Source organism: Janibacter sp. RAF52 (assembly GCF_052114035.1).
GTDB classification, from domain to species: Bacteria; Actinomycetota; Actinomycetes; order Actinomycetales; family Dermatophilaceae; genus Janibacter; species Janibacter hoylei.
Genome location: NZ_JBFRDY010000010.1, coordinates 50,844 through 77,514 on the forward strand (window position 1 = coordinate 50,844; position 26,671 = coordinate 77,514).

27 protein-coding genes are annotated in these 26,671 nt (G+C 71.9%); 16 read left to right on the forward strand and 11 right to left on the reverse strand.

Going from position 1 to position 26,671, the window contains the following annotated elements; translation table 11 throughout:
- The first annotated feature begins 31 nt into the window (after positions 1–31).
- The 4 genes from lysS (at position 32) to AB4Y78_RS12830 (ending at position 2,765) form a co-directional block, all read left to right on the forward strand.
- A complete protein-coding gene (gene lysS / locus AB4Y78_RS12815) occupies positions 32–1,519 on the forward strand; it encodes a lysine--tRNA ligase (protein WP_040880474.1) in 1,488 nt (495 codons plus the stop codon).
- Positions 1,520–1,523: 4 nt separating this feature from the next.
- Positions 1,524–1,733, forward strand: a complete 210-nt coding sequence (locus AB4Y78_RS12820) for a hypothetical protein (RefSeq protein WP_128276943.1) — start codon at positions 1,524–1,526, stop codon at positions 1,731–1,733.
- 76 nt (positions 1,734–1,809) lie between these two features.
- The gene (locus tag AB4Y78_RS12825; protein ID WP_007924178.1) at positions 1,810–2,139 is read left to right on the forward strand and encodes a histone-like nucleoid-structuring protein Lsr2; all 330 of its coding nucleotides are present in this window, start codon (positions 1,810–1,812) and stop codon (positions 2,137–2,139) included.
- Between the two features lie 62 nt (positions 2,140–2,201).
- A complete protein-coding gene (locus tag AB4Y78_RS12830; protein ID WP_265229994.1) occupies positions 2,202–2,765 on the forward strand; it encodes a (2Fe-2S)-binding protein in 564 nt (187 codons plus the stop codon).
- 1 nt (position 2,766) lies between these two features.
- Here the strand turns inward: AB4Y78_RS12830 and ligD (AB4Y78_RS12835) are convergent, their stop codons facing one another.
- The gene (gene ligD, locus AB4Y78_RS12835; protein ID WP_441715465.1) at positions 2,767–3,648 is read right to left on the reverse strand and encodes a non-homologous end-joining DNA ligase; all 882 of its coding nucleotides are present in this window, start codon (positions 3,646–3,648) and stop codon (positions 2,767–2,769) included.
- Positions 3,641–4,576 carry a non-homologous end-joining DNA ligase gene (ligD, locus tag AB4Y78_RS12840; protein ID WP_441715466.1) on the reverse strand — a complete coding sequence of 312 codons (936 nt, stop codon included), beginning with the start codon at positions 4,574–4,576 and terminating at the stop codon, positions 3,641–3,643. The genes ligD (AB4Y78_RS12835) and ligD (AB4Y78_RS12840) overlap by 8 nt, the downstream gene beginning before the upstream one ends.
- 102 nt (positions 4,577–4,678) lie before the next feature.
- On the opposite strand from ligD (AB4Y78_RS12840), the gene AB4Y78_RS12845 reads away from it, so the two are divergent.
- From AB4Y78_RS12845 to AB4Y78_RS12855, 3 genes are read left to right on the forward strand one after another with little or no spacing between them, the layout of a single operon-like run.
- Positions 4,679–6,499, forward strand: coding sequence for a hypothetical protein (locus AB4Y78_RS12845; RefSeq protein WP_441715468.1), 1,821 nt, complete (start codon positions 4,679–4,681; stop codon positions 6,497–6,499).
- A 33-nt stretch (positions 6,500–6,532) separates the two neighbouring features.
- Positions 6,533–7,480, forward strand: a complete 948-nt coding sequence (gene ku, locus AB4Y78_RS12850; RefSeq protein WP_441737194.1) for a non-homologous end joining protein Ku — start codon at positions 6,533–6,535, stop codon at positions 7,478–7,480.
- 12 nt (positions 7,481–7,492) lie between these two features.
- A complete protein-coding gene (locus AB4Y78_RS12855; RefSeq protein ID WP_441715472.1) occupies positions 7,493–8,317 on the forward strand; it encodes an Fpg/Nei family DNA glycosylase in 825 nt (274 codons plus the stop codon).
- Position 8,318: 1 nt separating this feature from the next.
- Here AB4Y78_RS12855 and AB4Y78_RS12860 read toward each other — a convergent pair whose 3' ends face one another.
- A complete protein-coding gene (locus AB4Y78_RS12860; protein ID WP_128276942.1) occupies positions 8,319–8,906 on the reverse strand; it encodes a flavin reductase family protein in 588 nt (195 codons plus the stop codon).
- An 88-nt stretch (positions 8,907–8,994) separates the two neighbouring features.
- On the opposite strand from AB4Y78_RS12860, the gene AB4Y78_RS12865 reads away from it, so the two are divergent.
- The 3 genes from AB4Y78_RS12865 to AB4Y78_RS12875 all read left to right on the forward strand — a co-directional run bounded on the left by AB4Y78_RS12865 (position 8,995) and on the right by AB4Y78_RS12875 (position 12,662).
- Positions 8,995–9,657: a DUF4328 domain-containing protein gene (locus tag AB4Y78_RS12865; protein ID WP_441715474.1), complete on the forward strand. Its 663-nt coding sequence runs from the start codon at positions 8,995–8,997 to the stop codon at positions 9,655–9,657.
- Complete coding sequence (locus AB4Y78_RS12870; protein WP_282070970.1) at positions 9,654–9,968, forward strand: antibiotic biosynthesis monooxygenase family protein; 315 nt, start codon at positions 9,654–9,656, stop codon at positions 9,966–9,968. Before AB4Y78_RS12865 ends, AB4Y78_RS12870 begins: the two co-directional genes overlap by 4 nt.
- A gap of 174 nt (positions 9,969–10,142) precedes the next feature.
- Positions 10,143–12,662 (forward strand): ATP-dependent Clp protease ATP-binding subunit, encoded by a 2,520-nt coding sequence (locus tag AB4Y78_RS12875; RefSeq protein WP_282070971.1) that lies wholly within the window; start codon positions 10,143–10,145, stop codon positions 12,660–12,662.
- Between the two features lie 290 nt (positions 12,663–12,952).
- Here the strand turns inward: AB4Y78_RS12875 and AB4Y78_RS12880 are convergent, their stop codons facing one another.
- The gene (locus AB4Y78_RS12880; RefSeq protein WP_387356308.1) at positions 12,953–13,534 is read right to left on the reverse strand and encodes a TIGR03086 family metal-binding protein; all 582 of its coding nucleotides are present in this window, start codon (positions 13,532–13,534) and stop codon (positions 12,953–12,955) included.
- Positions 13,531–14,097, reverse strand: a complete 567-nt coding sequence (locus AB4Y78_RS12885) for an ArsR/SmtB family transcription factor (RefSeq protein WP_441715476.1) — start codon at positions 14,095–14,097, stop codon at positions 13,531–13,533. The genes AB4Y78_RS12880 and AB4Y78_RS12885 overlap by 4 nt, the downstream gene beginning before the upstream one ends.
- A gap of 259 nt (positions 14,098–14,356) precedes the next feature.
- Here AB4Y78_RS12885 and AB4Y78_RS12890 point away from each other — a divergent pair, with 259 nt between their 5' ends.
- Positions 14,357–15,316, forward strand: coding sequence for an LVIVD repeat-containing protein (locus AB4Y78_RS12890; RefSeq protein ID WP_441715478.1), 960 nt, complete (start codon positions 14,357–14,359; stop codon positions 15,314–15,316).
- A gap of 76 nt (positions 15,317–15,392) precedes the next feature.
- A complete protein-coding gene (locus AB4Y78_RS12895; RefSeq protein ID WP_282070975.1) occupies positions 15,393–15,890 on the forward strand; it encodes an amino-acid N-acetyltransferase in 498 nt (165 codons plus the stop codon).
- 27 nt (positions 15,891–15,917) lie between these two features.
- Here the strand turns inward: AB4Y78_RS12895 and AB4Y78_RS12900 are convergent, their stop codons facing one another.
- From AB4Y78_RS12900 to AB4Y78_RS12925, 6 genes are read right to left on the reverse strand one after another with little or no spacing between them, the layout of a single operon-like run.
- Positions 15,918–16,820, reverse strand: a complete 903-nt coding sequence (locus AB4Y78_RS12900) for an A/G-specific adenine glycosylase (protein ID WP_306512258.1) — start codon at positions 16,818–16,820, stop codon at positions 15,918–15,920.
- Positions 16,817–18,010 (reverse strand): DUF4185 domain-containing protein, encoded by a 1,194-nt coding sequence (locus tag AB4Y78_RS12905; protein ID WP_259921529.1) that lies wholly within the window; start codon positions 18,008–18,010, stop codon positions 16,817–16,819. The genes AB4Y78_RS12900 and AB4Y78_RS12905 overlap by 4 nt, the downstream gene beginning before the upstream one ends.
- Positions 18,011–18,012: 2 nt before the next feature.
- Entirely contained in the window at positions 18,013–19,089 is a 1,077-nt protein-coding gene (disA, locus tag AB4Y78_RS12910; protein WP_306512256.1) for a DNA integrity scanning diadenylate cyclase DisA, read from the reverse strand.
- Between the two features lie 9 nt (positions 19,090–19,098).
- On the reverse strand, positions 19,099–20,496 hold the full coding sequence (radA, locus tag AB4Y78_RS12915) for a DNA repair protein RadA (protein ID WP_306512255.1): 1,398 nt from the start codon (positions 20,494–20,496) through the stop codon (positions 19,099–19,101).
- 32 nt (positions 20,497–20,528) lie between these two features.
- Complete coding sequence (locus AB4Y78_RS12920) at positions 20,529–21,938, reverse strand: FAD-binding oxidoreductase (protein WP_441715480.1); 1,410 nt, start codon at positions 21,936–21,938, stop codon at positions 20,529–20,531.
- The gene (locus AB4Y78_RS12925) at positions 21,935–22,771 is read right to left on the reverse strand and encodes a hypothetical protein (RefSeq protein ID WP_441715482.1); all 837 of its coding nucleotides are present in this window, start codon (positions 22,769–22,771) and stop codon (positions 21,935–21,937) included. Before AB4Y78_RS12925 ends, AB4Y78_RS12920 begins: the two co-directional genes overlap by 4 nt.
- 61 nt (positions 22,772–22,832) lie before the next feature.
- On the opposite strand from AB4Y78_RS12925, the gene AB4Y78_RS12930 reads away from it, so the two are divergent.
- From AB4Y78_RS12930 to AB4Y78_RS12945, 4 genes are all read left to right on the forward strand, one after another.
- The gene (locus tag AB4Y78_RS12930; RefSeq protein ID WP_128276939.1) at positions 22,833–23,759 is read left to right on the forward strand and encodes a Ppx/GppA phosphatase family protein; all 927 of its coding nucleotides are present in this window, start codon (positions 22,833–22,835) and stop codon (positions 23,757–23,759) included.
- Between the two features lie 48 nt (positions 23,760–23,807).
- Positions 23,808–24,638: a sugar phosphate isomerase/epimerase family protein gene (locus AB4Y78_RS12935; RefSeq protein ID WP_387356300.1), complete on the forward strand. Its 831-nt coding sequence runs from the start codon at positions 23,808–23,810 to the stop codon at positions 24,636–24,638.
- A gap of 159 nt (positions 24,639–24,797) precedes the next feature.
- Complete coding sequence (locus AB4Y78_RS12940; RefSeq protein WP_007924120.1) at positions 24,798–25,718, forward strand: diacylglycerol/lipid kinase family protein; 921 nt, start codon at positions 24,798–24,800, stop codon at positions 25,716–25,718.
- Positions 25,715–26,659, forward strand: a complete 945-nt coding sequence (locus AB4Y78_RS12945; protein ID WP_128276938.1) for a hypothetical protein — start codon at positions 25,715–25,717, stop codon at positions 26,657–26,659. Before AB4Y78_RS12940 ends, AB4Y78_RS12945 begins: the two co-directional genes overlap by 4 nt.
- The last annotated feature ends 12 nt before the right edge of the window (positions 26,660–26,671 follow it).

Here is a 26,671-nt window from a genome sequence, read left to right on the forward strand (position 1 = left end):
GGATATCGTGGCTCCCGTGAGTGACGCCCCCATGGAGACCCCCGCCGACGACGAGCTGCCCGAGCAGATGCGCATCCGGCGCGACAAGCGCGACCGCATCCTCGCCGAGGGGCGGCAGGCCTACCCCGTGGGCGTCGGGCGGACCCACTCGCTGGCCGAGGTGGCGCAGTCCTGGGGGCACCTCGAGACCGGTGAGGAGACCGACGACGTCGTCACGGTCGCCGGCCGCGTCATGTTCGTGCGCAACACCGGCAAGCTCGCTTTCGCCGCGCTGCAGGAGGGCATCGGGACCCGCCTGCAGGTCATGCTCTCGCTCGCGGAGGTGGGCGAGGAGGCCCTCGCGGCGTGGAAGTCCGACGTCGACCTCGGTGACCACGTCGCCGTCACCGGCCGGGTCATCCGCTCGCGCCGCGGCGAGCTGTCGGTCATGGCGACCTCGTGGACCCTGGCCTCCAAGGCGCTGCGACCCCTCCCGGTCCTGCACAAGGACCTCTCCGAGGAGGCGCGCGTGCGTCAGCGCTACGCCGACCTCGTCGTGCGCCAGGAGGCACGGGACATGGTGCGGCTGCGCGCCGGCATCGTGCGGGCCATCCGCGAGACCCTGCACGCGCGCGGCTTCATCGAGATCGAGACGCCGGTGCTGCAGCTGGTGCACGGCGGCGCGGCAGCGCGCCCCTTTGACACGCACATGAATGCCTTCGACCAGAAGATGTCCTTGCGCATCGCCCTCGAGCTGCCGCTGAAGAAGGCAGTTGTCGGCGGTGTCGACAAGGTCTACGAGATGGGTCGTCTCTTCCGCAATGAAGGCGTCGACTCGACGCATTCTCCGGAATTCACCTCGCTCGAGGTCTACGAGGCCTGGGGTGACCAGTTCACGATGGCCGAGCTCATCAAGGAGCTGCACCTCGCGGCCGCAGACGTCGCCGGCAGCCGCGTCGTCACGACGCCCGCGGGCGAGGTCGACCTCGGTGGCGAGTGGCGCTGGCTCTCCTTCTACGACGGGCTGAGCGAGGCCGTCGGCGAGGCCGTCGACGTGACGACGCCCGTCGAGCGGCTGCGTGAGATCGCGGCGGCGAAGGGGGTCGACCTCGACCCGTCGTGGGAGGCGGGCAAGGTCGCCATGGAGCTCGTCGCCGAGCTCGTCGAGCCGACCTGCGTCCAGCCGACCTTCATCTGCGACTACCCGGCGATCGCCCAGCCCCTCGCGCGCCCGCACCGCGACAAGCCGGGCCAGATCGAGGCCTGGGACCTCTTCATCGGCGGGGTGGAGCGCGGGACCGCCTTTTCCGAGCTCATCGACCCCGTCATCCAGCGGGAGGTCCTCGAGGACCAGTCCCGACGGGCCGCGGCCGGTGACGACGAGGCGATGCAGCTCGACGAGGACTTCCTGCGGGCCCTCGAGTTCGGTGCGCCGCCCATGGGTGGCCTCGGGCTCGGCATCGACCGTCTCATCATGCTCTTCACCGGCGCCGGTATCCGGGAGACCATCCTCTTCCCGCACCTGAAGCCGGAGGCCTGATCCCATGGAATTCATCGACACCTGGTGGCCCTATGCGGCAGCCCTGCTGCCGACCGTCGGCGTCGCATTTCTCTTCTACTGGATCATCAAGTACATGATCGAAGGTGACCGGCGAGAGCGCCAGGCCCTCGCGCGATGGAATGCCGAGCAGAAGGCGAAGCAGCAGTCCTCAAGTGCACATTCCGAGCCTTCCGAAAAGGCGGACAAGGAATAGCATTTCTCGAATGCGACATCTGCGCCAGTGATGGTTAGTCTGGATCCGTCAATTCATTCTCATGATTGGATCCCCTATGGCACAGCGTGTGCAGATCATCCTTGAGGACGACCTCGATGGTGGCGACGCGACCGAGACCGTCACCTTCGGCCTCGACGGCGTGACCTACGAGATCGACCTCAACGAGCGCAATGCCGCCGCCCTGCGTGACGCCCTCGCCGGCTACGTCGGCGCCGGTCGTCGGGTCGCCGGTCGCAAGAGCTCGGGTGGCGCCTCGTCGTCGCGCACGAGCAGCAGCGAGCTGACCAAGATCCGCGAGTGGGCCCGGGCCAACGGCCACGAGGTCTCCGACCGCGGTCGCATCAGCCAGAAGGTGCGCGACGCCTACGCCCGGGCCAACGGCTGAGCGCCGCCCCCACGGGTGCCGAGCTGCGTGAGGCCGTCGCGCAGCTGGACCGGCACCTCGCCGTGCTCCGGGTCCGGGTCGCCGACGACGGCGACCCGGACCTCGGGGTGTCGCTGGCCCGGGCCACGCAACTGGCCCCCGCGTGGATCGAGCGCTACGCCGAGGTGACGCTCGAACAGTCGGGGGTCGCCCCGCCGGGCATGCCCTCGGCCTTCGTCCTGCAGTACCTGATCGACCCGCTCGCCACGGTCATCGCGACGGCGGCGACGCGGACCCCCTTCGTGCTGTCGGCGGACCCCGCGCTGTGGTCGACCGGTCTCGACCCCGTCTACCTCTACCCGGTCGCCGTGCAGGTGCGGCCCGGTGACCACCGCCGCGTCGACGACGACCTGGCGCGCCTGGACGCGGCCCGGGCCGGCTACGTCGCGACGGCCCGGACGATCGCCCAGGCCCTGCCGACGCCGACGAAGATGAGCAGCCGCCAGCGCCTCGGCATGGTCGAGGACATGTGGGAGATGGCGTTGGCCCGGCTGCACGGTGCGCCGCCGCCGGAGCGGGAGTCGTGCTGCCTGCTCTACGCGCTGCCCGGGTGCGCGCCGTGCGCGGGCTGCCCCCGGCAGGGCTGAGTCACCCGAGCAGCGGGGCGAGCAGGTCACCGTCGGTCTCGAGCCGCTCGAGCACCTGCTCGTGGTCGAGCTGGGTCAGCGCGCCGGGGTCCTCGGCGCCGGCCTCGACCTCCTCCCACGTCCGCGGGGCCGCGACCCACGGGTCCTCCCGACCGCGCATCGAGTAGGGGCAGACGGTCGTCTTCGCCGCGACGTTCTGACTCCAGTCGATGAAGACCTTGCCCGGCCGCAACGACTTCGTCATCTTCCACAGCACGAGGTCGGGGTGGCGCTGGGTCATCTCCTGTGCCAGCTGCTGGGTCAGGTCGCGGACCTGGTCGCTCGTGAGGTCGCCCCCGAGCGTCGCGTAGAGCTGCATGCCCTTGCTGCCCGAGGTGACGGGGTAGAGCTCGAGGCCGAGTGCGTCGAGTCGCTCCCGCAGCAGGAGCGCCACCCGGGCGCACTCGTGCAGACCGGCGGGCTTGCCGGGGTCGAGGTCGATGACGAGCCGGTCCGGGTTGAGCGGCTCGCCGTCGGCGACCCGCCACTGCGGCACGTGCAGCTCGATGCTGTTGAGGTTGACGAGATAGGTCAGCTGCGCGAGGTCCTCGACGAGGGGATAGGTGACGTCGTGGACCTGCACCCGCGGCAGCCAGTCGGGTGCGCCGGAGGGCAGGTTCTTTTCGAAGAAGCTCATGTCGTCGACCCCGTGGGGGAAGCGCACGCGGGTCACCGGCCGTCCGGCGAGGTGGGCGAGGACCGTCTCACCGGCCCGGGCGTAGTACGAGAGCACCTCTCCCTTCGTCGTCTCCGTCGCGGGGTAGAGCACCTTGTCGAGCGAGGTGAGCCGCAGGGCCCGGCCGGCCACCTCGACGCGCGTGACGGTGCCGCGGGGGTCAGCCATCGCCCGTCTCCAGCAGGTCGGTGGCGGTGAGGTCGGTCCGCACCCGCTGGTAGGACGGCTGCCGCAGCCGGCCGCCCGAGCTGCGCCCGAGGGCGGCGACGTCGACGACGATCTCGGGCTCGACCCAGGTCGTGCCCGTCGCGTCCTCACGTGGCACCTCCGTGGCGAAGGGGGAGTCCGCTCGCTCCAGCGGTCGCAGCCGCGTGAGCAGGCTCGCCCCGGCACGGCCGGCGAGGCCGGAGCCGACCCGGCCGACGAAGCGCCAGCCGTCGGTGTCGGGCAGCCCGACGAGCACGGCGCCGAGCCGGCTGCCGCCGATCTCGGGCCGCCAGCCACCGATGACCACGGAGACGCTGTCGCGGTGGGGCCGCTTGAGCCAGTCGGGGGAGCGGCGGCCGGGTGCATAGGGGGCATCGCGTCGCTTGGAGACGACGCCCTCGAGACCCTGCTCGGCGGTGGCGGCGAGCAGCCCGTCGCCGTCGTCATGCGTGGGGGGCACCTGGCACCGGGGGCCGCCGAGCTCGAGCTGCTCGAGCAACGCGCGGCGGGTCGACCAGGGTTGGTCGACGAGGTCCTGGCCGAGGAGGCGCAGCAGGTCGAAGGCGATGAAGGTGACCGGCCGTGCCACCGCGGCGCGGGCCGCTCGACGCGGGTCGGAGACGTGCATGCGCTCGGCGAGGGCGCCGAAGGAGGGCCGGCCGGCCTCGAGAGCGACGACCTCGCCGTCGAGGAGCATGTCGTCGTAGAGCTCGGCGAGCGCGACGAGCTCGGGGAAGGACGCGGTGACGTCGCGACCGGACCGGCTCGTGAGGGTCAGGCCGCCGCCGCGCACGTCGGCGAGCACCCGCATGCCGTCCCACTTGACCTCGTGCACCCAGCCGGGCCCCTGGGGCAGGGCCTCGGTGAGGGTGGCGAGCATCGGGCGCATGGGGCCATCCTGCCCGGTCGCGCCCGCAGGCCCCCGATAGTCTGACCCCGCTGGGTGGCCCCTCGGGCCCGCAGGGACGAGCGCAGGACATCAGGGGGACCCGTGGGGGAAGCGAACGCGACGCGCACCGTCGTCGTCGTCGGTGGGGCGCAGCTGGCGGCCACGACCGCTGCGATGCTCGCCGGGGCATCGGTGCGTCGTGAGGGGTACGCCCTGCTCGCCGAGCACGCGGCCCCGCCAGCCGGTGGGCCCGCACCGGTGCACCGACTCGCGCGCGGCACCCGACACCTCGACATCGCCGTCGCCACCCGCCCCCTCGACTGGCCGGGTGCCGTCGAGCACACCGACCAGGTGGTCGTCGCGACGACGACCGGCGACGTCGCCACCGCCGTGTCCCACCTGCAGGCCATGCACGCGCGGGGTGGTCGAGCGGCCGCGCTCGCGAGCTCTGCCGTCGTCGTCCTCTCGCGGGCGCACGCCGCGCAGCCTGCGCCGAGCGAGGTGACCGGTCGGTTTGCCGAGCTGGCCCGCGCGACGCTCACCGTGCCCCACCAGGACGGCACCCCGGTCGCGCCGCTGCGGCAGTCGGCGCTGCCGCCGCCGACGCGAGAGGCGTGGGACCGGGTCGAGCAGGTCGTCGGTGCCGACGACCTGGCACCCGACGAGATGGACACGCAGCCGCGGATCGACGTGCGTGACCTCTTCGCCGGTGGGGCGCCGGCAGCGTCCGCCGGACCCTGGCGCGACGACCCGCGGCCTTCGGGCCGTCGTCGGTGGTGGCTCGCGGGGGTCGCGGCCGTCGCCGTCGTCGCTCTGGTGGTCACCCCCTTCGTCATCGGCCGTGGCCTGCCGTGGGGTGGTGACCCGGCGGACGAGGCCGTGCGCATCTCGCCGGTCGCGCCCGTCCACGGGTGGACCAGCCAGGCCGAGTGGGTCTCGTCGCCGATCGCCGTCGAGGGGCGCGCCCCGACGGTCCTGCTGCGTGAGGGCGCCGTCATCACGACGACCGGTGACGTCGCGCAGCCCGACATCACCGCCCTCAGCGGGGCGGACGGGAGCCAGCTGTGGTCCAGCCGCGTCGACGGGCCGCTCACCGGACCCCCGCAGCTCATCACCTGGGAGGACCGGCCGGCCGTCATCGCGGCGACGAGCAACGAGCTCTACCTGTGGCCCCACCTCGGGTCCGGCGGCACGGCGCCGACGGTGCAGACCTGGACCTTCACCGAGGCCGACGTGCGGCTCGTGGAGGGCAGCCCGGTGCCGCTCCTCGCCAACGAGGAGACGCTGACCGCCCTCGTGCTCCACGACGGTGCCCTGCGCCGCCGGACCCTGCCGAGCGGCGGCAGCCCCGTCGCCGCCGATAACGAAGGGAGGGTCCTGTCCGTCGGGACGACCGGCCACTGGTGGCAGTCCGGTGACGGCGGGGAGGTCTCGACGGGCACCCTCCTTGCGCCGCCGGCCTACGGGTCGCTGCCGGGCAGCGTCCTCGGGGTCGCCGGTACCCACCTCGTCGTCAACTGGACGCGCAACAACCGCACGACGCACCTCGTGGGCTACGACGTCACCGACCTCATGGCCGAGAGCTGGACGACCACGGTGCCGGGCCGCGTGGGAGCGGACGACTTCGCGGCCTCGCCCGACGGCAGCTGGGCAGTCGCCGGCTCCGTGGCCGTCGACCTCGGCACGGGCACGACCGAGCCGTTGGCGAGCGGGTGGGAGACCCTACGGGTCATCGACGACCGCGCCTGGTCTCCGCGACACACGACGACGAAGGGGGGAGTGGTCACCCCCCTGCCCGAGGCGGTCCCCGACCCCGACGGCGTGCCGGTCGGCGTGACCGGCTCAGGCCTGGGCCTCGTCGTCGCCGCGGACGAGGACGGGCGCTCGCGGATCTACGCTCTGCGCCCCGACCCCGGCGCGTAGGCTGGCGACGGCCGCACGTCGTCAGGAGGACCCATGCGAGCGATCTGGAAGGGGGCCGTCTCCTTCGGCCTCGTCAACGTCCCCGTCCGCCTGTACTCGGCGACGGAGAACCACGACGTGCAGTTCCGTCAGGTGCACCGCACCGACGGCGGCCGCATCCGCTACAAGCGGTTTTGCAGCAAGGACGGCCAGGAGGTCGCCTACGACGACATCGCCAAGGGCTACGAGACCGAGGACGGCCAGATGATCGTCCTCACGGACGAGGACATGGCCGAGCTCCCGACGCGCAGCAGCAAGGAGATCAGCGTCGAGAAGTTCGTCCCCGAGGACCAGATCGACCCGATGCTCCTCGACAAGAGCTACTACCTCGAGCCGGACAAGACCGCGACCAAGCCCTACGTCCTGCTGCGGGAGGCCCTCGAGGCCCAAGGACGCATGGCGATCGTCACGGTCTCGATCCGCACGCGGATGACGATGGCCGTCCTGCGCGTGCGCGACGGGGTCATCGTCATGCAGACGATGTTGTGGCCCGACGAGATCCGCTCGGCCGACTTCGCGAGCGTCGAGGACCAGGAGCTCTCCGACAAGGAGATGTCGATGGCGCGCATGCTCATCGACGAGCTCGCCGGCGACTACGACCCCGACGAGTTCGAGGACGACTACGCGCTCGCCGTCGAGGCCCTCGTGCGCGCGAAGATCGACGGAGGGCAGGTCCAGCAGGTCGAGGACGACGAGGAGGAGTCGGGCGAGGTCGTCGACCTGCTCGCCGCGCTGGCCCGCTCGGTGGAGAAGGCGAAGGCCGCGCGCGGCGAGTCGTCCCCCGCGCCGGCGAAGGCGACCGCGAAGAAGGCGACCGCGAAAAAGGCGACGGCCAAGAAGGCGACCGCGAAGAAGGCGACAGCCAAGAAGACCGCCGCCACGAAGTCCACGGCGAAGAAGACCAGCGCGAAGAAGACGGCCCCGAAGAAGAAGGCGAGCTGAGCCCCCTTCGTCATGCCTGAAGGCCACACCCTCCACCGCATCGCCCGCGACCTGCACGCCACCTTTGCCGGGCAGGTCGTCGAGGTGTCGTCCCCGCAGGGGCGCTTCGCCGCGGGCGCGGCGCTGCTCACCGACCACGAGCTCGTCGAGGCGCGGGCGCACGGCAAGCACCTCTTCGTCGAGTTCGCCGGCGACCGCATTCTGCACGTCCACCTCGGGCTCATCGGGACCTTCACCATCGACGAGGCCGCCTACGTCGGCGAGCGGCCGGTCATCGGTCAGGTCCGCTGCCGCATCGCCTCGCAGAGGCACGTCGCGGACCTGCGCGGCCCGATGACGTGCGCGGTGGTCACCCCCGAGCAGGAGGACGCCGTGCACGCCAAGCTCGGCCCGGATCCCCTGCGGGACACCGATGGTGGGCCCGCCTGGGAGCGGATCCACGGGTCGCGCAAGTCGATCGCGGCGTTGCTCATGGAGCAGGACGTGATCGCCGGGGTCGGCAACGTCTACCGCTGCGAGGTCCTCTACCGGCACCGGATCAACCCCGCGACGCCGGGGGAGCGCCTCAAGCGGGCCTCGTGGGACCTCATCTGGGCCGACCTGCGCCGGCTGCTGCCGCTCGGTGTGGCGACGAGCCGGATCGTCACCGTCGACGAGCAGGTCGAGCAGGTCGAGGCCGCCCTGGCGCAGGGGGAGGACGTCCACCTCACGGAGCGGACGAGCTATGTCTACAAGCGCACCGACGAGGCCTGCGTCGTCTGCGGGTCGAAGGTGAGGGCGAAGGACGTCGCCGGTCGCACGCTCTACTGGTGCGGGAACTGCCAGCGCCGCAGCTGAGTCAGGGCCGCCGCGGTCGCTGCAGGCGGAAGACCTCGGGGGAGTGCCCCCACTCGTCGCGCCCGAGCCGGGAGACCGGCCGCAGCGCCTCGATCGTCGGGAGCCCGTCGACGAGGGTCGCGTCGTCGACGGTGATGGCACGCACCTCGCCGACGACGAGGTGCGCGTCGCCGAGGGCGAGCGTCGAGTGCAGGGTGCACTCGATCGATGCCGGCGAGTCCGCGACGCGGGGGACGGGCACGACCGCGCTCGGCTCGAGCCGCACTCCGAGGGTCTGGGCCTCGTCGACCTCGGGGGCGAAGGGAGCGCTGCTCGCGTTGGCGAGCTCGGCGAGGTCCTCCGTGACGAGGTTGACGACGAAGTGACCGGTCGCGACGACATTGCGCACCGTGTCCTTGCGGCCGACGGAGGTGAAGCTGACCATCGCGGGGTGCGCGGAGACGACGGTGAAGAAGGAGTGCGGCGCGAGGTTGCCGACCCCGTCGGCGTCGAGGGTGGAGATCCAGGCGATGGGGCGTGGCACGACGATGCTTGTCAGCAGCCCGTACGCGTGGCTGCCCGGGTCGGTGGGGTCGAAGACCGTGCGCATGGAGTCAGCCTACGGAGGGCTCGACGTCGTCCACAGGGGCAGCGCGATGGCCGCGCGACGACTGCTGTCCCGACCTAGCGTGATCGCCATGCCTCGGATTCACGTCACCAGCCCCTTCGCCGAAGAGCGCACCACGCCGGTCGGCCCACCGCCCCCGGCCCCCACGGTCGCCGGTCACGCGGCCCTCGTGTCCGCCGTGACGCTCACCGTGTCGTGGGTCGCCGCGGCGGCCGTCGTGACCGTGCGTCGCGACGACGTGCACGCCTGGGTGCAGGGACGGGCGGCGACCTCTGCGGCGGTGGACCTCGCCAACCTCTGCATCGGACTGGGCGGTCTCGCCCTCCTGGCCGGCCTCGTGACGACCGGGTGGTGGTTGCTCGGCGTGCGACGGGTGGCCGAGTGGGCCGACCCGGGTCATCTGCAGCGACGGGCCCGCTGGTGGGCCTTCGCCGCCTGGGTCGTGCCGATCGTCAACCTCTGGTTCCCGTACCAGGTCGTGGCCGACGCGAGCCGTGCCCTCGGATCGCGGGTCGGCAGCTTCTGGCCGTGGTGGATCGCCTGGCTGCTCATGGGCGTCGGGTCGGTCCGCGACACCTCGGGCGGCCTGCTGGCCGATGCCGGTGACGTCGACGGCTGGGTCGCGGCCCTGCAGGTCAACGCCGTCGTCGCGGTCGTGGCCCTCGTGCTGTGGTGGCGCATCGTCCGGGCGGCCACCGCGGCCGCGCAGCAGGCGGTTAGGGTCGCCTCATGAGCATCGTCAAGATCAACGCCATCAGCGTCCCCCCGCAGGCCGGCGAGGAGCTCGAGCGTCGCTTCGCCGAGCGCCAGGGCACCGTCGACGATGCCCCGGGCTTCGAGGGCTTCCAGCTGCTCCGCCCGACCGAAGGGGGCGACCGCTACTTCGTCGTGACCCGCTGGGCCGACGAGGAGTCCTTCGCCGCGTGGCGTGACGGCGACGCCCGCGCCGCGCACGCGGGCGAGAGCAGGAAGCCGGTGGCCACCGGGGCGGAGCTGCTCGGCTTCGACGTCGTCATCGACGTGCCGGCGCCGTCGCAGGGCTGATCCGCCCGCCGGTACGCCTCAGTCCGCTGTGAGCGAACACCGCGGCACTCCCTTCGCCTCGTGGAACAGGCTGGGAGGACGCCGCGTTGTGCCCCGTGAGAGGTTCGCCCCCCGGCTCAGAGGGCGAGCACGGTTAGCATCGAGGTCAGAGCACCACGTGAAGGGGTAGATCCCATGTTCGAACGGTTCACCGACCGGGCCCGCCGGGTCGTCGTCCTCGCCCAGGAGGAGGCGCGCCTCCTCAACCACAACTACATCGGCACCGAGCACATCCTGCTCGGCCTGATCCACGAGGGCGAAGGGGTGGCCAGCAAGGCCCTCGAGTCCCTCGGCGTCTCCCTCGACGCCGTCCGTGAGCAGGTCCAGGACATCATCGGTCCCGGTCAGCAGGCGCCCTCGGGGCACATCCCCTTTACCCCTCGCGCCAAGAAGGTCCTCGAGCTCTCGCTGCGCGAGGCGCTCCAGCTGGGCCACAACTACATCGGCACCGAGCACATCCTGCTCGGCCTGATCCGTGAGGGCGAGGGCGTCGCGACGCAGGTCCTCGTCAAGCTCGGGGCCGACCTCGGCCGGGTGCGCCAGACGGTCATCCAGCTGATCTCCGGCTACCAGGGTGGCAAGGAGGGGCAGGCTGCCGGCGTCGGCGCGGGCGCGGGCCCCGCCGAGGGGCAGCCCGCCGGCTCGCTCGTCCTCGACCAGTTCGGCCGCAACCTGACTCAGGCGGCGCGCGACGGTCAGCTCGACCCGGTCATCGGGCGTGGGCAGGAGATCGAGCGCGTCATGCAGGTGCTCTCGCGCCGGACCAAGAACAACCCCGTCCTCATCGGCGAGCCCGGTGTCGGCAAGTCGGCGGTCGTCGAGGGCCTGGCCCAGGACATCGTCGACGACAACGTGCCGGAGCCGCTCAAGGACAAGCAGCTCTACACCCTCGACCTCGGCTCGCTCGTCGCCGGCAGCCGCTACCGCGGTGACTTCGAGGAGCGCCTGAAGAAGGTGCTCAAGGAGATCAAGACGCGCGGCGACATCATCCTCTTCATCGACGAGATCCACACCCTCGTCGGTGCGGGTGCGGCCGAGGGCGCGATCGACGCCGCGAGCATCCTCAAGCCGATGCTCGCCCGCGGCGAGCTGCAGACCATCGGCGCGACGACGCTCGACGAGTACCGCAAGCACATCGAGAAGGACTCGGCCCTGGAGCGTCGCTTCCAGCCGATCCAGGTCGCGGAGCCGACGCTGCCGCACGCCATCGAGATGCTCAAGGGTCTGCGGGACCGCTACGAGGCCCACCACAAGGTGACGATCACGGACCCGGCGATCGTCGCGGCTGTGACGATGGCCGACCGCTACATCAACGACCGCTTCCTCCCGGACAAGGCGATCGACCTCATCGACGAGGCGGGCGCGCGGCTGCGCATCCGTCGGATGACGGCGCCGCCGGAGCTGAAGGAGTACGACGACAAGATCGCCAAGGTCCGCCTCGAGAAGGAGTCGGCCATCGACGGCCAGGACTTCGAGAAGGCGGCGGGTCTGCGCGACGACGAGAAGAACCTGCTTGCCGAGAAGGCCAAGCGCGAGGCCGAGTGGAAGGCCGGTGACATGGACGTCGTCGCCGAGGTCGACGAGGAGCTCATCGCCGAGGTGCTCGCCGCCTCGACCGGCATCCCCGTCTTCAAGCTCTCGGAGGAGGAGTCGACCCGACTGCTCAACATGGAGGCCGAGCTGCACAAGCGGGTCGTCGGCAACGACGACGCGATCAAGGCGCTCTCGCAGGCCATCCGACGCACTCGGGCCGGTCTGAAGGACCCGCGTCGTCCCGGTGGCTCCTTCATCTTCGCCGGGCCGACCGGTGTCGGTAAGACGGAACTGGCCAAGGCGCTGTCGGAGTTCCTCTTCGGCGACGAGGACAGCCTCATCACGCTCGACATGTCGGAGTACTCCGAGAAGCACACGGTCAGCCGTCTCTTCGGCTCGCCCCCCGGCTACGTCGGCTACGACGAGGGTGGCCAGCTCACCGAGAAGGTGCGCCGCAAGCCCTTCTCCGTCGTCCTCTTCGACGAGGTGGAGAAGGCGCACCCGGAGATCTTCAACTCGCTGCTGCAGGTGCTCGAGGACGGCCGCCTCACCGACTCGCAGGGTCGGATGGTCGACTTCAAGAACACGGTCATCATCATGACGACCAACCTCGGCACCCGGGACATCTCCAAGGGCGCGATGGGCTTCACCTCGGGGACCGACCAGCGCACCGACTACGAGCGGATGAAGGCCAAGGTCACCGACGAGCTGAAGCAGCACTTCCGCCCGGAGTTCCTCAACCGCGTCGACGACACCATCGTCTTCCCGCAGCTGAGCCAGGAGGAGATCGTCCAGATCGTCGACCTCGAGGTCGCCAAGCTCGACCAGCGGCTCAAGGACAAGGACATGGGCATCGAGCTCACGCCCGCGGCCAAGGAGCTGCTCGCCAAGCGCGGCTACGACCCGGTGCTCGGTGCGCGTCCGCTCAAGCGGACCATCCAGCGCGAGATCGAGGACGTGCTGTCGGAGAAGATCCTCTTCGGCGAGCTCACGGCCGGCGAGATCGTCGCCGTGGACGTCGAGGGCGAGGGCAAGGCCGCCGTCTTCACCTTCCACGGTGCGCCCAAGGTCGGCGAGCTCGACATCCCGCTCGTCGAGGCGGGCGACGGCTCCGCCGACTGACACCCACCGCTCCCCGAGGAGGCGCGCCAGCGTCGTCTCGAGGGGACTTCCACCGCTTCCCGAGGAGGCGCGCCAGCGTCGTCGCGAGGGGACTTCCACCGCTTCCCGAGGAGGCGCGCCAGCGCCGTCTCGAGGGGACTTGCACCGCTTCCCGAGGAGGCGCGCCAGCGCCGTCTCGAGGGGACTCCTACCGCTCCCCGAGGAGGCGCGCCAGCGCCGTCTCGAGGGGTACGAAGGGAGGTGACCAGATCGCTGGTCACCTCCCCTTCGTCATGCCCGGGCTGTGGCGGTCAGGCCGGCGGTGCCCACCGCGGGTCCCGCCCGATGAAGGCGAGGAAGCGCTCCTGGACGCTCGCGTCGTCGGGCACCGGCTGTTGCTGCCCGAACTGCCCGGAGGCGCGGATCATCTCCGCCTGCGCCTGCATCCCGGCGAGGGCATCGGCGACGAAGGCCTCGTCGAGACGGTCGTCCTGGCCGGTGGCCCGGGCGAGGTCCCAGGTGTGGAAGACGACGTCGCTGGTGAAGTACTGGTCGATCATCTGCGGCAGTGGCAGCCGCCCGATGTGCTCGTGCTCGAAGACGACCTCCTCCGTCGCCGGGTCGTCGAGCAGGCTCCGCAGTTGGTCGTCGAGGGCGGCCCACGCTCCGGCCGGGTCCTCCTCGGGCGAGGACCCGGGCGTCAGGCGCACCTCGCTGCCGGCGGCGAGCAGGGCCGGCAGCCAGGAGGTCAGGTGCCCGACGACGTCACGCGCCCGCCACTCCGCGACGGGGGTGGGGGAGTCCCAGTCGGTCGTCCCGGCGACGCGTCGGGCGAAGCCGTCCGCCGCCGACCGGTAGCGGTCGGTGACGGACAGGTCGACGAGGGAGGTCACGCGACCTCGCCCGCATCGAGCGCGGCGTAGCCCTCGTTGATGCCGATCTCCATGCCGGAGGTGTGCCCGCGGTGCAGCTGCTCCGCGGTCGCCGTGAAGTCGCGCGTGATCCGCACGACCGGCACCTCGGGGTCGGCCTCGATGGTCGCGGTGGTGATGTGGTCGGTGGTGCTGGGCGTGGTGCTCATCGGTCTGCTCCTGTTGCTCGTGCTGCCGTGATCGGACGAAGGGAGGTCCGCCAGGACCTCCTCGAGGCGTGACATGCGCTCCTCGGCCCGTCGTCGGTGCCGCTCGATCCAGCCGGTCATCGTGGCCAGCGCCCCGCTCTCGAGGTGGACCGGGCGGCGTTGGGCCTCCCTGCGCCGGCTGACGAGGCCCGCCTCCTCGAGGACCTTGAGGTGCTTGCTCACCGCCTGGAGACTGATGTCGTAGGGGGCGGCGAGGTCGTTGACGGTGGCGTCACCGACCGTGAGGCGGGTGACGACGGCGCGCTGAGCGCCTCGCCCCCACCGGCCCGGCGCTTGTGACTCGCGGTCACAGGCGCCCGCCGAGGGGGTCGGCACCGACCTCGCCTTCCAGGACGACAAGGCCTTCGTCGGCAACTACGACGGATTTTCGATCATCGACGTCCGCAACCCCAAGAAGCCGAAGACGATCGTCCAGGTCAAGTGCCCCGGCAGCCAGAACGACATCACCGTCTCCGGCGACCTGCTCTACCTGTCGACCGACTCCTCCCGCAGCGACGACTCCTGCGCGTCGACCTCCCAGTCCGCCACTGTCAAGGACAGCTGGGAGGGCATCAAGATCTTCGACATCTCCGACGTGCGCAACCCGCGCTACGTCAAGTCGGTCGAGACGGCCTGCGGCTCGCACACCCACACCCTCGTGCCGGGCAAGGGCAGGACGAAGGGCAACGACTACCTCTACGTGTCGAGCTACTCGCCGCGTGACGAGTACCCCGACTGCCAGACGCCGCACGACCTGATCTCGATCGTCAAGGTCGACAAGGACGCACCGACGAAGTCCGAGGTCATCGCCACGCCCAACCTCTTCCCGGACGGCGGCAACCCCGGTGGTCCCGGACCGACGCCGATCGCCGGCCGCTCCGCGACGACCGGCTGCCACGACATCACCGCGCTCCCGCACAAGAACCTCGCGGCCGGTGCGTGCATGGGCGACGGCATCATCATGGACATCTCCAGCCCGGAGAAGCCGCGGGTCATCGAGCGGGTGCAGGACAACGAGAACTTCGCCTTCTGGCACTCGGCCACCTTCAACGCCGACGCGACCAAGGTCGTCTTCACCGACGAGCTCGGCGGCGGCGGAGCGGCGACCTGTGACGCGGCCACCGGGCCCAACCGCGGCGCCAACGCGATCTACAGCCTGTCCAAGCTCGGCAAGCTGACCTTCACGTCGTACTACAAGATCCCGCGCCACCAGGGCGAGACCGAAAACTGCGTGGCCCACAACGGCTCGATCATCCCCGTCGCCGGCCGCGACATCATGGTCCAGTCCTGGTACCAGGGCGGTGTGAGCGTCTGGGACTTCACCAACTCCAAGAAGCCCAAGGAGCTCGGCTACTTCGAGCGCGGCCCACTCCCCGTGAGCGAGGGCACCGGCGGGACCTGGTCGACCTACTACTACAACGGTCACCTCTTCTCCTCGGACATCGCCCGCGGCTTCGACGTGCTGAAGTTCAACGACAAGGCGACCAAGAAGGCCGACAAGGTCGTCATGGACGAGTTCAACGCCCAGTCGCAGCCGAAGTACAAGGTGCGCTGAGGCCCCTTCGCGTTACCGCCTGACGCGACCACCGACCTACGTCCCCGCCCATTCGGCGGGGGCGTAGGTTTGTCCGGTGACCGTGACCATCCGCCGAGCGCGCACCTCCGACGTGCGGGCGATCCGCGACCTCGTGGCCCCGCTAGCCGAACGCCGGGTGCTCGTCAGCAAGGACACCGTCGCCTACTTCGAGGGGCTGCAGGAGTTCCGCGTCGCGGAGATCGATGGGCAGGTCGTCGGGTGCGGCGCGCTGCACGTCATGTGGGACGACCTCGCCGAGATCCGGACCCTCGCCGTCTCGCAGGAGCACCTCGGCCACGGTGTCGGCGGCGCGCTGCTCGAGACGCTGGCCCAGGACGCCGTCGAGCTCGGGGTAGAGCGGCTCTTCTGCCTGACCTTCGAGGTGGACTTCTTCACCCGGCACGGCTTCTCCGAGATCGAGGGCCAGGCCGTCGACCCCGACGTCTACGTCGAGCTGCTGCGCTCCTACGACGAGGGCGTGGCCGAGTTCCTCGACCTCGAGCGGGTCAAGCCCAACACCCTCGGCAACACCCGGATGCTCCGCCAGCTCTGAGCGACCCGGGCGAAGGGAGGGAAGCCCTCACCTCGGCAGGGTGTAGCCGCCCTCGACGGGCTCGACGAGCCCGTCGTCGACGAGGGCGGCGAGGCAGCGCTCGACCTTCGCCGGGTCGTCGGGCCAGGTGGTGGCCAGGTCCCGACGGGGGAGCGGGTCGGCGCTCTCGCGCAGCAGCTGCACGATGCGCCCGCGGACCTGTCGGTCGGTGCCGTGCCAGGCCTGACCGCGACGGGGTGGTCCGTCGTGAGCCGGCCGCCCGGCGACCTGCCAGGCGCACAGGTGACTCACCGGGCAGTCGTCGCAGCGGGGCGCGCGGGCGGTGCACACGAGGGCGCCGAGCTCCATCGACGCGGCATTCCACCGGTTGGCCTCGTCGCGGTCGTCCGGCATGGAGGCCTCGGCCAGACGCATCTCGGCGGCGGTGAGGGCGGGGGCGGCGTGCTCGGTGCCGGTCACCGTCCGCGCGAGCACCCGACGGACATTGGTGTCGACGACCGTGCGTGGGTCGCCGAAGGCGAAGGAGGCGACGGCGGCCGCGGTGTACGGCCCGACACCGGGCAGGGCAAGGAGGTCGTCGTGGTCGCGGGGGACCTGGCCGGCGTGCCGCTCGACCATGACGCCGGCGGACTCCCACAGCCGCAGTGCGCGGCGCGGGTAGCCAAGGCGGTCCCACATGCGCACCGCCTCCCCGGGTGAGTCGGCGGCGAGGTCTGCAGGGGTGGGCCATCGCTCCAGCCAGCGCTCCCACACCGGCAGCACCCGGGCGACGGGCGTCTGCTGCGACATGACCTCCGAGAGGTAGACGCCCCAGGGGGAGCAGCCGGGGTCGCGCCAGGGCAGGTCGCGTCCGTGGCGGTCGTACCAGTCGAGCACGGCCGAGCGCAGCAGCGCGCTGGCTGCCCCGGTCTCGGGGGCGGGGCGGGTCACGGGAGGTCGATCTCTGCGAACTTCGGGCGGTAGAGCTCGGGGTGGGTGTAGAAGGGGCCGTGCGTCGTCGGTGCCTCGCTCCACGAGACGAGGAGCCGATCGGAGTCGATCTCGACATCGGGGTGGGCCAGTGGCGCGTAGCGCCGGATCTTGCCGTCGTTGGCGAGGGGCCGGACCCGGTGCTTGGTGTACGGGCCGGTGACCGAGGGGGCCTTCCAGACGCTCAACCAGACGCCGTGGTAGTCGCCCTCCTTGCTGATGGCGTACCAGCTGCCGTCACGCTCGATGACGCTGAGCACGTGCGAGACACCGCTGGAGCTCCCGATGAGCTGCGCGGCCTCGCTCTGGGCGGCCCCGGGGTCACCCTTGACCCAGCTGCTGCCGTCCCAGTACTCCCACTCGTCGAGGCTGCCGAGCTCCTCGGGCCTGGTCCGCGCCACGTGCAGGGCCCACCCGGCCGTCGACTTGTCGGCATTGCTCGACGTGCCGAAGACGTAGGTCCACGGGCCGTCGTCCCACATCGCGGCGCCCCAGGTCGGCACCCGCGGGTCGGAGGTGCGCTCCCCGAGGGGCTCGTGGGAGACGAGGCGGGGCATCCGGCCGGTGGGCACCTCGAAGGTCGCGAGGTTGGACCCGCTCGTCTCGAAGGAGTCGGTGCCGCGCACGCTGACGGTGGCGGTGATGACCTCGACGACCGTGCCGCCCTCGACGGCGCGGGCGCGCATCGACATCGGCCAGTAGCCCTGCTTGCCGTCGCTCGGGATCGCGGGCCCGTCGTGCTCGGTCGGCATCGGCCGCACGCAGTCCCCGTTGGAGATGAGCACGGAGTTGCGGACCATGAAGGGCCGGATCCCGTCGGCGCGGATCGTGTCGCCGTAGGTGTACATCCGGCGGCCGTCGGCCAGCTCGATCGAGGCCCCGTGGTCGGCCCCCTCGAGCCGCGGCTGCCGGTCGAGCTCACCCATGAGGTCGTCCATGCCCGCGGCATCGCGCGGAGTCGGCCCCGAGCAGGCAAACCCGACCTCCGTGCCCGCGGTGCGCAGCGGCTCACCCTCCGGCGTCGGACCCAGCTCGACGAAGCCGGCAGGTCCGGCCACCGCAGCGTCCACCTCGGCGGTGTGGGTCCACCCGAACCAGGCGCCGGCAACGACCAGCCCACCGGCCAGCCACGACACCAGGAAGCGGGCCATCGTCACACGTAGCGCTCGAGGATCGAGCTCTCGGCCAGTCGCGAGAGGCCCTCGCGCACGGTCCGGGCCCGCAGGTCACCGACCCCGTCGACGGCCATGAGGTCGTCGATGCCGGCGGCGAGCAGCCGCTGCAGCGACCCGAAGTGGTCGACGAGGCGCTCGACGATGGCTCCGGGCAGCCGGGGGATCTTGCCGAGGATGCGCAGCCCGCGCGGGCTGACCGATGCGTCGAGGGACTCGCCGACGATCGGGAAGCCGAGCGTCTTGGCGACGTGCCCGAGGTCGAGCAGCTCGGTGGCGTCGAGGCCGGAGAGGTTGGTGAGCACCTCGTCGCTGGAGCCGACGGCGCCGTCAGGGTCGAGGTAGTCGAGGATCACGGCGTTGAGGTCGTCGTCCAGACCGGCCGTCAGCTCCTCGAGCTGGAGGGTGAGCAGCCGGCCGTCGACACCGAGCTCGAGGACGTACTCGGCGATCTCCGAGTGGATCCGACGCACCATCTCCAGACGCTGGAGCACCACGGCGACGTCGCGCACGGTGACGAGGTCCTCGATCTCCAGGGCCGACAGGGTGCCGGTCACCTCGTTGAGCCGGTTGGTGTAGCGCTCGAGCGTCTGCATCGCCTGGTTGGCCTGGGAGATCAGCTCGGTCGTCGTGCGCAGCACGTGCCGTCGGCCGCCGACGTAGAGGGCGATGATGTGCATCGACTGGCTGACGGAGACGACCGGATGACCGGTCTGCCGGGCCACCCGCTCGGCGGTGCGGTGCCGGGTGCCGCTCTCGAGGGTCTCGATCGAGGGGTCGGGCACGAGCTGGACGGCGGCCTTGAGGATGCGCGAGACGCTGGAGTCGACGACGACCGCGCCGTCCATCTTCGCCAGCTCGCGCAGGCGGGTCGCGGAGAACTCGATGTTGACGTCGAAGCCGCCGGTGCACAGGGACTCGACGAGCTTGTCGTGGCCGAGCACGACGAGCGCGCCCGTGTTGCCGCGGAGGATGCGCTCCAGCCCGTCGCGCAGGACGGACCCGGGCGCCACCTCGGCAAGGGTTGATCGGAAGAGCTCGTCGTCGTGGTCGGGCACGGGCCGAGTCTAGGGTGTCGGGCTGGTCACGAGGTGTGGCCGGGGGCGACGGCGCCGCGCCTGCGCGATCGCCGACGCGACGTCGACGACCTCGACGACGTCCATCCCGGGCGGCGCGGAGGAGTCGTCGAGCGCTCCCTTCGGCACGAGGGCGGTGCGGAAGCCGAGTCGGGCGGCCTCGGCCAGGCGGCGCCCGACGCCGACCGCCGGCCGCACCTCGCCGCTCAGGCCGACCTCGCCGAGGGCCAGCAGGTCGTGGGCGATCGGCTCGTCGAGGACGGCGCTCGCGATCGCCACGGCGACGGCAAGGTCGCTCGACGGCTCGGTGATGCGGACCCCGCCGATGCTCGAGACGTAGGTGTCCTGGTTGCCGATCGGGGCGCCCGCGCGCTTGTCGAGCACCGCGATGATCATCGCGAGCCGACCGCTGTCCAGGCCGACGTTGGCCCGCCGGGGCGTGGGGATCTGCGAGGGGCTCACGAGGGACTGGACCTCGACGACGAGGGGGCGACGCCCTTCGAGCGTCACGGTCGCGCACGTGCCCGGCACGTTGATGTGGCGGCTGGAGAGGAAGAGGCCGCTCGGGTCGCTCAGCCCGACGATGCCGCCCTCGGTGAGGTCGAAGCACCCGACCTCGTCGGTCGGGCCGAAGCGGTTCTTCACCGCCCGCACCAGACGCAGTCGCGAATGCCGGTCGCCGTCGAACTGCACGACGACGTCGACGAGGTGCTCGAGGACACGCGGTCCGGCGATCGAGCCGTCCTTGGTGACGTGCCCGACGAGGAGCATGGCGAAGCCGCCCTCCTTGGCGGCCTGGATGAGCGAGCCGGCCACCTCACGGACCTGGCCGACATTGCCCGCGGCACCGTCGACCTCGGTCGAGGCGATCGTCTGGACGGAGTCGACGACGACGAGGTCGGGGCGCACTTGCTCGATCTGCGCGAGCACCGTCGCCAGGTCGGTCTCGGAGGCGAGGTAGAGCCCGTCGGTGACGGCGTCGATGCGCTCGGCACGGCCGCGCACCTGCGCCGCCGACTCCTCGCCGCTGATGTAGAGGACCCGCCCCCGGTCCCCGACACGGGCGGCCACGTCGAGGAGCAGGGTCGACTTGCCGATGCCGGGCTCGCCGGCGACGAGGACGACCGAGCCGGGCACGAGACCGCCACCGAGCACCCGGTCGAACTCACTGACGCCGGTGCTGCGGTGGCTCGCCTGCGCCGCGTCGACCTCGCGGATCGGGACGGCCGGTCGCTGGACGCGCGCGGCGGCCAGTGTGCGGGTCGTCGGGCCGCCGACCTCGTCGACGCTGCCCCACGCCTGGCACTCGCCGCACCGCCCGACCCACTTGACCGTGGTCCACCCACACTCGCTGCAACGGTAGGTCGGTCCGCCCTTCTTGGAAGCCATGGGAGAGAACCTATGCGCAGTGGCCGACAGCCTCAGAGCTCGGCGAGCATCTTGCCCGGGTTGAGGATCCCCAGCGGGTCGAGCGCCGCCTTGACCGCCAGGTGCGCCCGCCGGGAGCCCTCGTCCAGCTCGCGGGCCAGCCAGCGGCGCTTGAGGTGGCCGACACCGTGCTCACCGGTGATCGTGCCCCCGAGCTCGAGACCGACCTCCATGATCGCGTCGAAGGCTGCATCGGCGCGCGCGATGCTGTCGGGGTCGCTCGTGTCGAAGAAGACCGACGGGTGCGTGTTGCCGTCGCCGGCGTGCGCGACGACCGCGATCGTCAGGCCCGACTCCTGCCGGATCGTCTCGAGCCGGTCGTAGAACTCCGGCAGCCGGGTGCGGGGCAGGCAGACGTCGTCGAGGAGCTGCCCGCCGCCGTGCGCCTGCGCCCACCGCTCGAAAGAGGGCTGGGCCATCCGCCTCAACGCGACGAGCGCGGCGCTGTCGGCGGGGTCGTCGGAGACGGCGACGTCGAGCGCCCCGTGCGCCTGCGCGAAGTGCCCCAGCGCCTCGACCTCCGCCTGCGCGGCCTCGAGGCTGCCGCCACCGTCGGACTGCACGAGCAGCATCGCCCCGGCGCCCGTGCCGACGTCGCCGTAGCCGCACTCGGTGAGGATCTGCAGGGTCGCCCGGTCCATCGACTCGACGAGGCTGGGCTGCGCCCCCGAGGCCATGAGGTCGGCGACCGTCGTTGCGGCGGAGCGGATGTCGGCGAAGGTCGCCACCGCGGTGAGCGGCTCCGGCAGCGTGGGCACTAGCCGCAGCGTCACCTCGACGACGACCCCGAGCGTGCCCTCCGATCCGACGAAGAGGCTGCGCAGGTCGAGGCCGGCGACCCCCTTCGCCGTCGTCGTCCCGAGGGTCGTGAGGGTGCCGTCGGCAAGGACGACGCGCAGCCGCCGCACGTAGTCGCGGGTCACGCCGTAGCGCACGCAGCACAGCCCGCCGGCATTGGTCGCGACGTTGCCGCCGATCGACGAGATGGCGACCGACCCAGGGTCCGGCGGGTAGGACAGGCCGTGCGGTGCGAGCGCGTCCTTGAGATCCTGGTTGATGATCCCCGGCTCGACGGTCACGGTGCGCTCGGCGGCGTCGACCTCGAGCACCCGGTCCATGCGCTCCAGCGAGAGCAGGAGGCAGCCGGGCACGGCATTGGCCCCTCCAGACAGCCCGGTCCGGGCACCCTGCGGCACCACGGGCACGCGGTGCCGCGTCGCGAAGCGCATCGTCGCCTGCACGTCGGCGACCGTGCGTGCCCGCACGAGGGCGATCGCGCCGTCGGCGGGGCAGAAGAGCGCCTGGTCCGCGGAGTAGGACCGCACGACGTCGGCGTCGGTGACGAGGACGCCGTCGCCGAGCTCGTCGGCCAGCTCCGTGAGGTCGAAGGGAGCCACCGTCACCGCTCCTGCGCCGCCAGCGCGGCCGGGTGGACGAGCAGCGGCAGCAGGGTCCGGCCGGCGGGCGAAGGGCGGGACCCTCCCTTCGTCGTCGTGGCGGCCGCGACCAGCGCGAGGTGGGCCTCGCAGCGTGTCGCCAGCTCGTCGTAGCCGGCCTGCCCCATGAGCTCGACGAGCCCGGCGCGCTCGCTGACGTAGACCGGGTCGGGGGCGACGTGGGCGTCGGGGCTGCCGGAGCAGTACCAGTCGAGCTCGTGCCCGCCCGGCCCCCACCCGCGGCGGTCGTACTCGCCGATGCTCACCTCGAGGTAGCTGCTCTCGTCCGGCAGCTCGACGGTGCGGTAGGTGCGCCGGATCGGCAGCTGCCAGCACACGTCCGGCTTGACGGTGTGCGGCTCGACGCCGGTGAGCATCGCGTGCTGGTGCAGCGCGCAGCCGGCGCCGGCGGGGAAGCCGGGGCGGTTCAAGAAGATGCAGGCCCCGTCGACGACCTTGGTCTTGAGGTCGCCTTCCTCCTTCTCCGTCCACGCGGAGCGGCGCGTCGAGCCCGGGTGCAGCTCCCACTCGTCCTCGCCGAGCTCGTCGACGATCGCCTTGACCCGGGTCAGGTCGTCCTTGTCGGTGAAGTGCGCACCGAGCACGCAGCAGCCGTAGTCCGGCTTGTCGGCGTCGATGCCGTGGCAGCCGGATCCGAAGACGCACGTCCACGACGACGTGAGCCAGGTGAGGTCGCAGCGGAAGCGCTGCCCGTCGTCCGCCGGGTCGTCGAACTCGACCCACGTGCGGGCGGTCCGCAGGTCCGTCTCGTCCGGGTGGGTCGGGGTCTCGTCGCTCACGGGCGTCACCCTATGCGGCGTCCTGTCGGGCAGGTGGTCCGCGTGCGTCTACTGTTGCCCCGTGCGCCTTGGTGTCATCGACGTCGGTTCCAACACCGTCCACCTGCTCATCGTCGACGCCCACCACGGTGCGGCGCCGATCCCCGCGACCTCTCACAAGATCCTGCTCCGGCTCTCGGAGCACGTCGACGACGAGGGCTGCATCGACGACGCGGGGGCGGCCGACCTCTCCCGCTTCGTCGCCGAGTGCCTCGAGGTCGCCGAGGACCACGGGGCCGAGGAGATCCTCGCCTTCGCGACGAGCGCCGTCCGCGAGGCGCCCAACGGCGAGCAGGTGCTCACCCGGGTGCGCGAGGAGACCGGAGTCGACCTGCGGGTGCTGAGCGGCGAGGACGAGGCCCGCCTGACCTTCCTCGCGGCACGCCGCTGGGCCGGGTGGTCCGCGGGCAAGCTGCTCGTCATCGACATCGGTGGTGGCTCGCTCGAGCTGACCCTCGGTGACGACGAGGACCCCGACATCGCGAAGTCCCTGCTCCTCGGGGCCGGTCGCACCACGCGCGAGCTGCTCCCAGCGGACCCTCCGAGCGCCCAGCAGATCAAGGAGGCGCGGCGCTACGTGCGCGCGACCCTCGCCAAGGAGATCCGCCCCTACGCCAAGGCGAGCGCCCCCGACACCGTGCTCGGCACGAGCAAGACGATGCGCTCGCTGGCTCGCCTGGCCGGTGCCGCGCCGAGCGCCGACGGGCCCTACGTCACCCGGCGCCTGCGTCTGGCCGACGTCACCGCGACGATCGCGCGCATCACCCCGATGACCGCCCGCGAGCGGGTCGAACTACCCGGGGTGTCGGCATCGCGGTCGCACCAGATCCTCGCCGGCGGCATCGTCGCCGAGGCCGCCATGGACCTGCTCGGGGTCGAGGAGCTGACGATCTGCCCGTGGGCGCTGCGCGAGGGAGTGCTGCTGCGCTACCTCGACCTCATGTCCTGACGCCCGCTGACCGGGGTCGTCCCACCGGCGAGGTCTACGCTCGACGGCATGCCTGATCACGCGCGCCCGATCCCGGTGGGGCTGTCCACGGCGTCGGTCTACCCCGAAGGCGCCGCGGCGGCCTTCGAGACCGCGGCCCGGCTCGGCTACGACGGGGTCGAGGTCATGGTCTGGTCGGACCCCGTCTCGCAGAATGCGGGCGCCCTGCGAGCGCTCGCCGAGCACCACGGGGTCGACATCGTCTCGATCCACGCGCCGACGCTGCTGCTCACCCAGCGGGTCATGAGCGCCGACCCCTGGGGCAAGGTCGACGCGTCGATCGAGCTGGCGCAGGAGGTCGGGGCGCCGACCGTCGTGCTCCACCCACCCTTCCGGTGGCAGAAGGAGTACGCCCGCACCTTCGCCGACGGGGTGGCCGAGCGGGAGGACGACACCGGCATCGTCCTGGCGGTGGAAAACATGTTCCCGTGGGCGGCCGGTGGCCGGCAGGTGCAGGCCTACCTGCCGCACTGGGACCCGGTGCCCCAGCCCTACGACCACGTGACGGTCGACCTGTCGCACACCGCGACCGCGCGCAGCGACGCCATGCAGATGGTCCTCGACCTCGACGAGCGGCTCGCGCACATCCACCTCGCGGACGGGCTGTTGACGACCCTCAAGGACGACCACCTCGTCCCGGGTCGCGGCACCCAGCCCTGCGCGGAGGTGCTGCAGCACGTCGCGACGAGCGGTTTCGCCGGGGCGGTGGTCCTCGAGGTCGGCACCCGCAAGCGACCCAAGGAGCGTGAGGAGGACCTGCGCGAGTCCCTCGACTTCGCCCGCCGGCACCTCGGGCAGCTCGCGGCCGAGCCGAGCGGCACCTCGGCCGGATCGGCGTGATGTCGGCCCCCGGCCGCCGTCGCCGGCCAGCCCGAGCCCGGCGCCGACCTCGTCACCCCGCTGCTCGTCATCGCCGGCTGGATCGTCGTGGCCCTCGCCCTCGTCAGCCTCACCCTGCGCCGCCGGACCGGGTGAGCGCAGGACCGTAGGCTGACGGGCGTGAGACGACTGCTCTTCATCGCCAATGCCTCTGCGGGCAGCTCCGACCGTGAGGCCCAGGAGGCCGCGCTGGCGGTGCTGCGTGAGGGCGGCGACGTCGAGGTCGTCGAGACCGAGTCGATCGACGAGCTCACCGACGCCATCGCCCGGCGTGACGGCCGCGAGGTCGTCATCGCCGGGGGAGACGGGTCGCTCCACGCCTTTGTCACCGCGCTCTGCCGCACCGGCGACCTCGGCGAGGACCCGCCGACGGTCGGCCTGCTGCCGATGGGGACCGGCAACGACTTCGCCCGTGCCACGGGGCTGCCCAAGGACCCCGCCGAGGCGGCACGCATCGTCCTGGCCAGTCCGGTGCGCCCCGTCGACGTGCTCATCGACGACGACGACAACCTCGTGGCCAATGCCGTGCACATCGGCGTGGGCGAGGAGGCCGGCCGCATCGCGGCGCCGTGGAAGGAGCGCCTGGGCAAGGTGCACCTGGGGATCCTCGGCTACGCCATCGGCGGCATCTCGGCAGGACTCGGGCAGCAGGGGCGGCACCTCGAGGTCGTCACCGACGGCGAGGTCGTCGCTGACGGCAGCCGTCGCGTGCTGCAGGTCGCGGCGACCATCGGGACGAGCGTCGGCGGCGGCTCGACGATCGCACCGGACGCGCGGCCGGGCGACGGCCGGGCCGAGGTCGTCGTCTCCTTCGCCGTCGCCCCGCTGCGTCGACTGCGCTACGCCCTGCACCTGAGCCGCGGGACCCACACCGAGCTCGACGACGTCGTGACCCGTCGGGCCGGGACCGTCACCGTCCGCGGGGCCAACCACGCCTTCGCCGCCAACGCCGACGGCGAGGAGCTCGAGCCGGCCCGGGAGCGGACCTGGCGGGTCGTCCCCGGCGCCTACCGTCTGCACACCCCGGAGGAGACGACGTGAGTGCCCTTGACCCCGACCACCTGCGCACCCGCCTGCTCGACGCGCTCGTCGCCCCGGGAGCCCGGCAGCGCACCGAGCGCTCACGCATCGTGCAGGCCGCCCGGCGGCGCTTCGTCGCCGGCGACGGGATCGATGACGCCGTCGCCACCGCGGCGTGGCTGCGTCGGACCAACCGGCTGGCCGCGCTCCACCCCCTCCTGCCTGCCGCGACCGATGCCGCGGCCGTCGAGGCGACGATCAGCGAGGCGACCACGGCCATCGAGCGGGTCGCGCCCGTCACGGCCGGCGGCGACTACCACTCCGAGCTCTACCTCGCGCCCGAGCACCTCGGTCTCGGGCAGGACCCGGCCCGCGCCGAGGAGGCCCTGCGTCGGGTGTGCACAGTCGGCGACGAGCACCGCGTCGACGTCACCCTGCGCTCCGGTCCCGATCACGCGATGGACACCCTGCTCGACCTCGTCCAGCGGGTGCGGCTGGACCACCCCCGCCTCACGACCTCGCTCGTCGCCCGCCGCCACCGCTCCGAGGCCGACGCGGCGATGCTCGCCGCGACCGGTGCACGGGTGCGCCTCGTGCGCGGCGGCACCGGCAAGCCGCGGGCGTCGAGCTGGCAGGACCCGCACGAGGTCGACCTCGCCTTCGCTCGTTGCCTGGCGACCCTGCTGGGCAGCGGCGTCCACACCGTCGTCGCAACCCACGAGCCGGTGCTCCTCGACCTGGCCGACGGGCTCGCCGACCAGTCCGGTCGTGGTCCCGAGGGCCTGGAGTACCAGTTCTTCCTCGGCGCCGACCCCGACCTGCAGCTGCGCACCGCCGACGCCGGCCACCGGGTGCGCATCCTCGTGCCCTACGGTCCGATGTGGCTCGAGCACCTGCACGACCTGGCCCGCCGTCCTTCCGGGATCCGACGCCTCGTCGAGACCCTGACCGACCGCGGCTGACCCGCACCACCG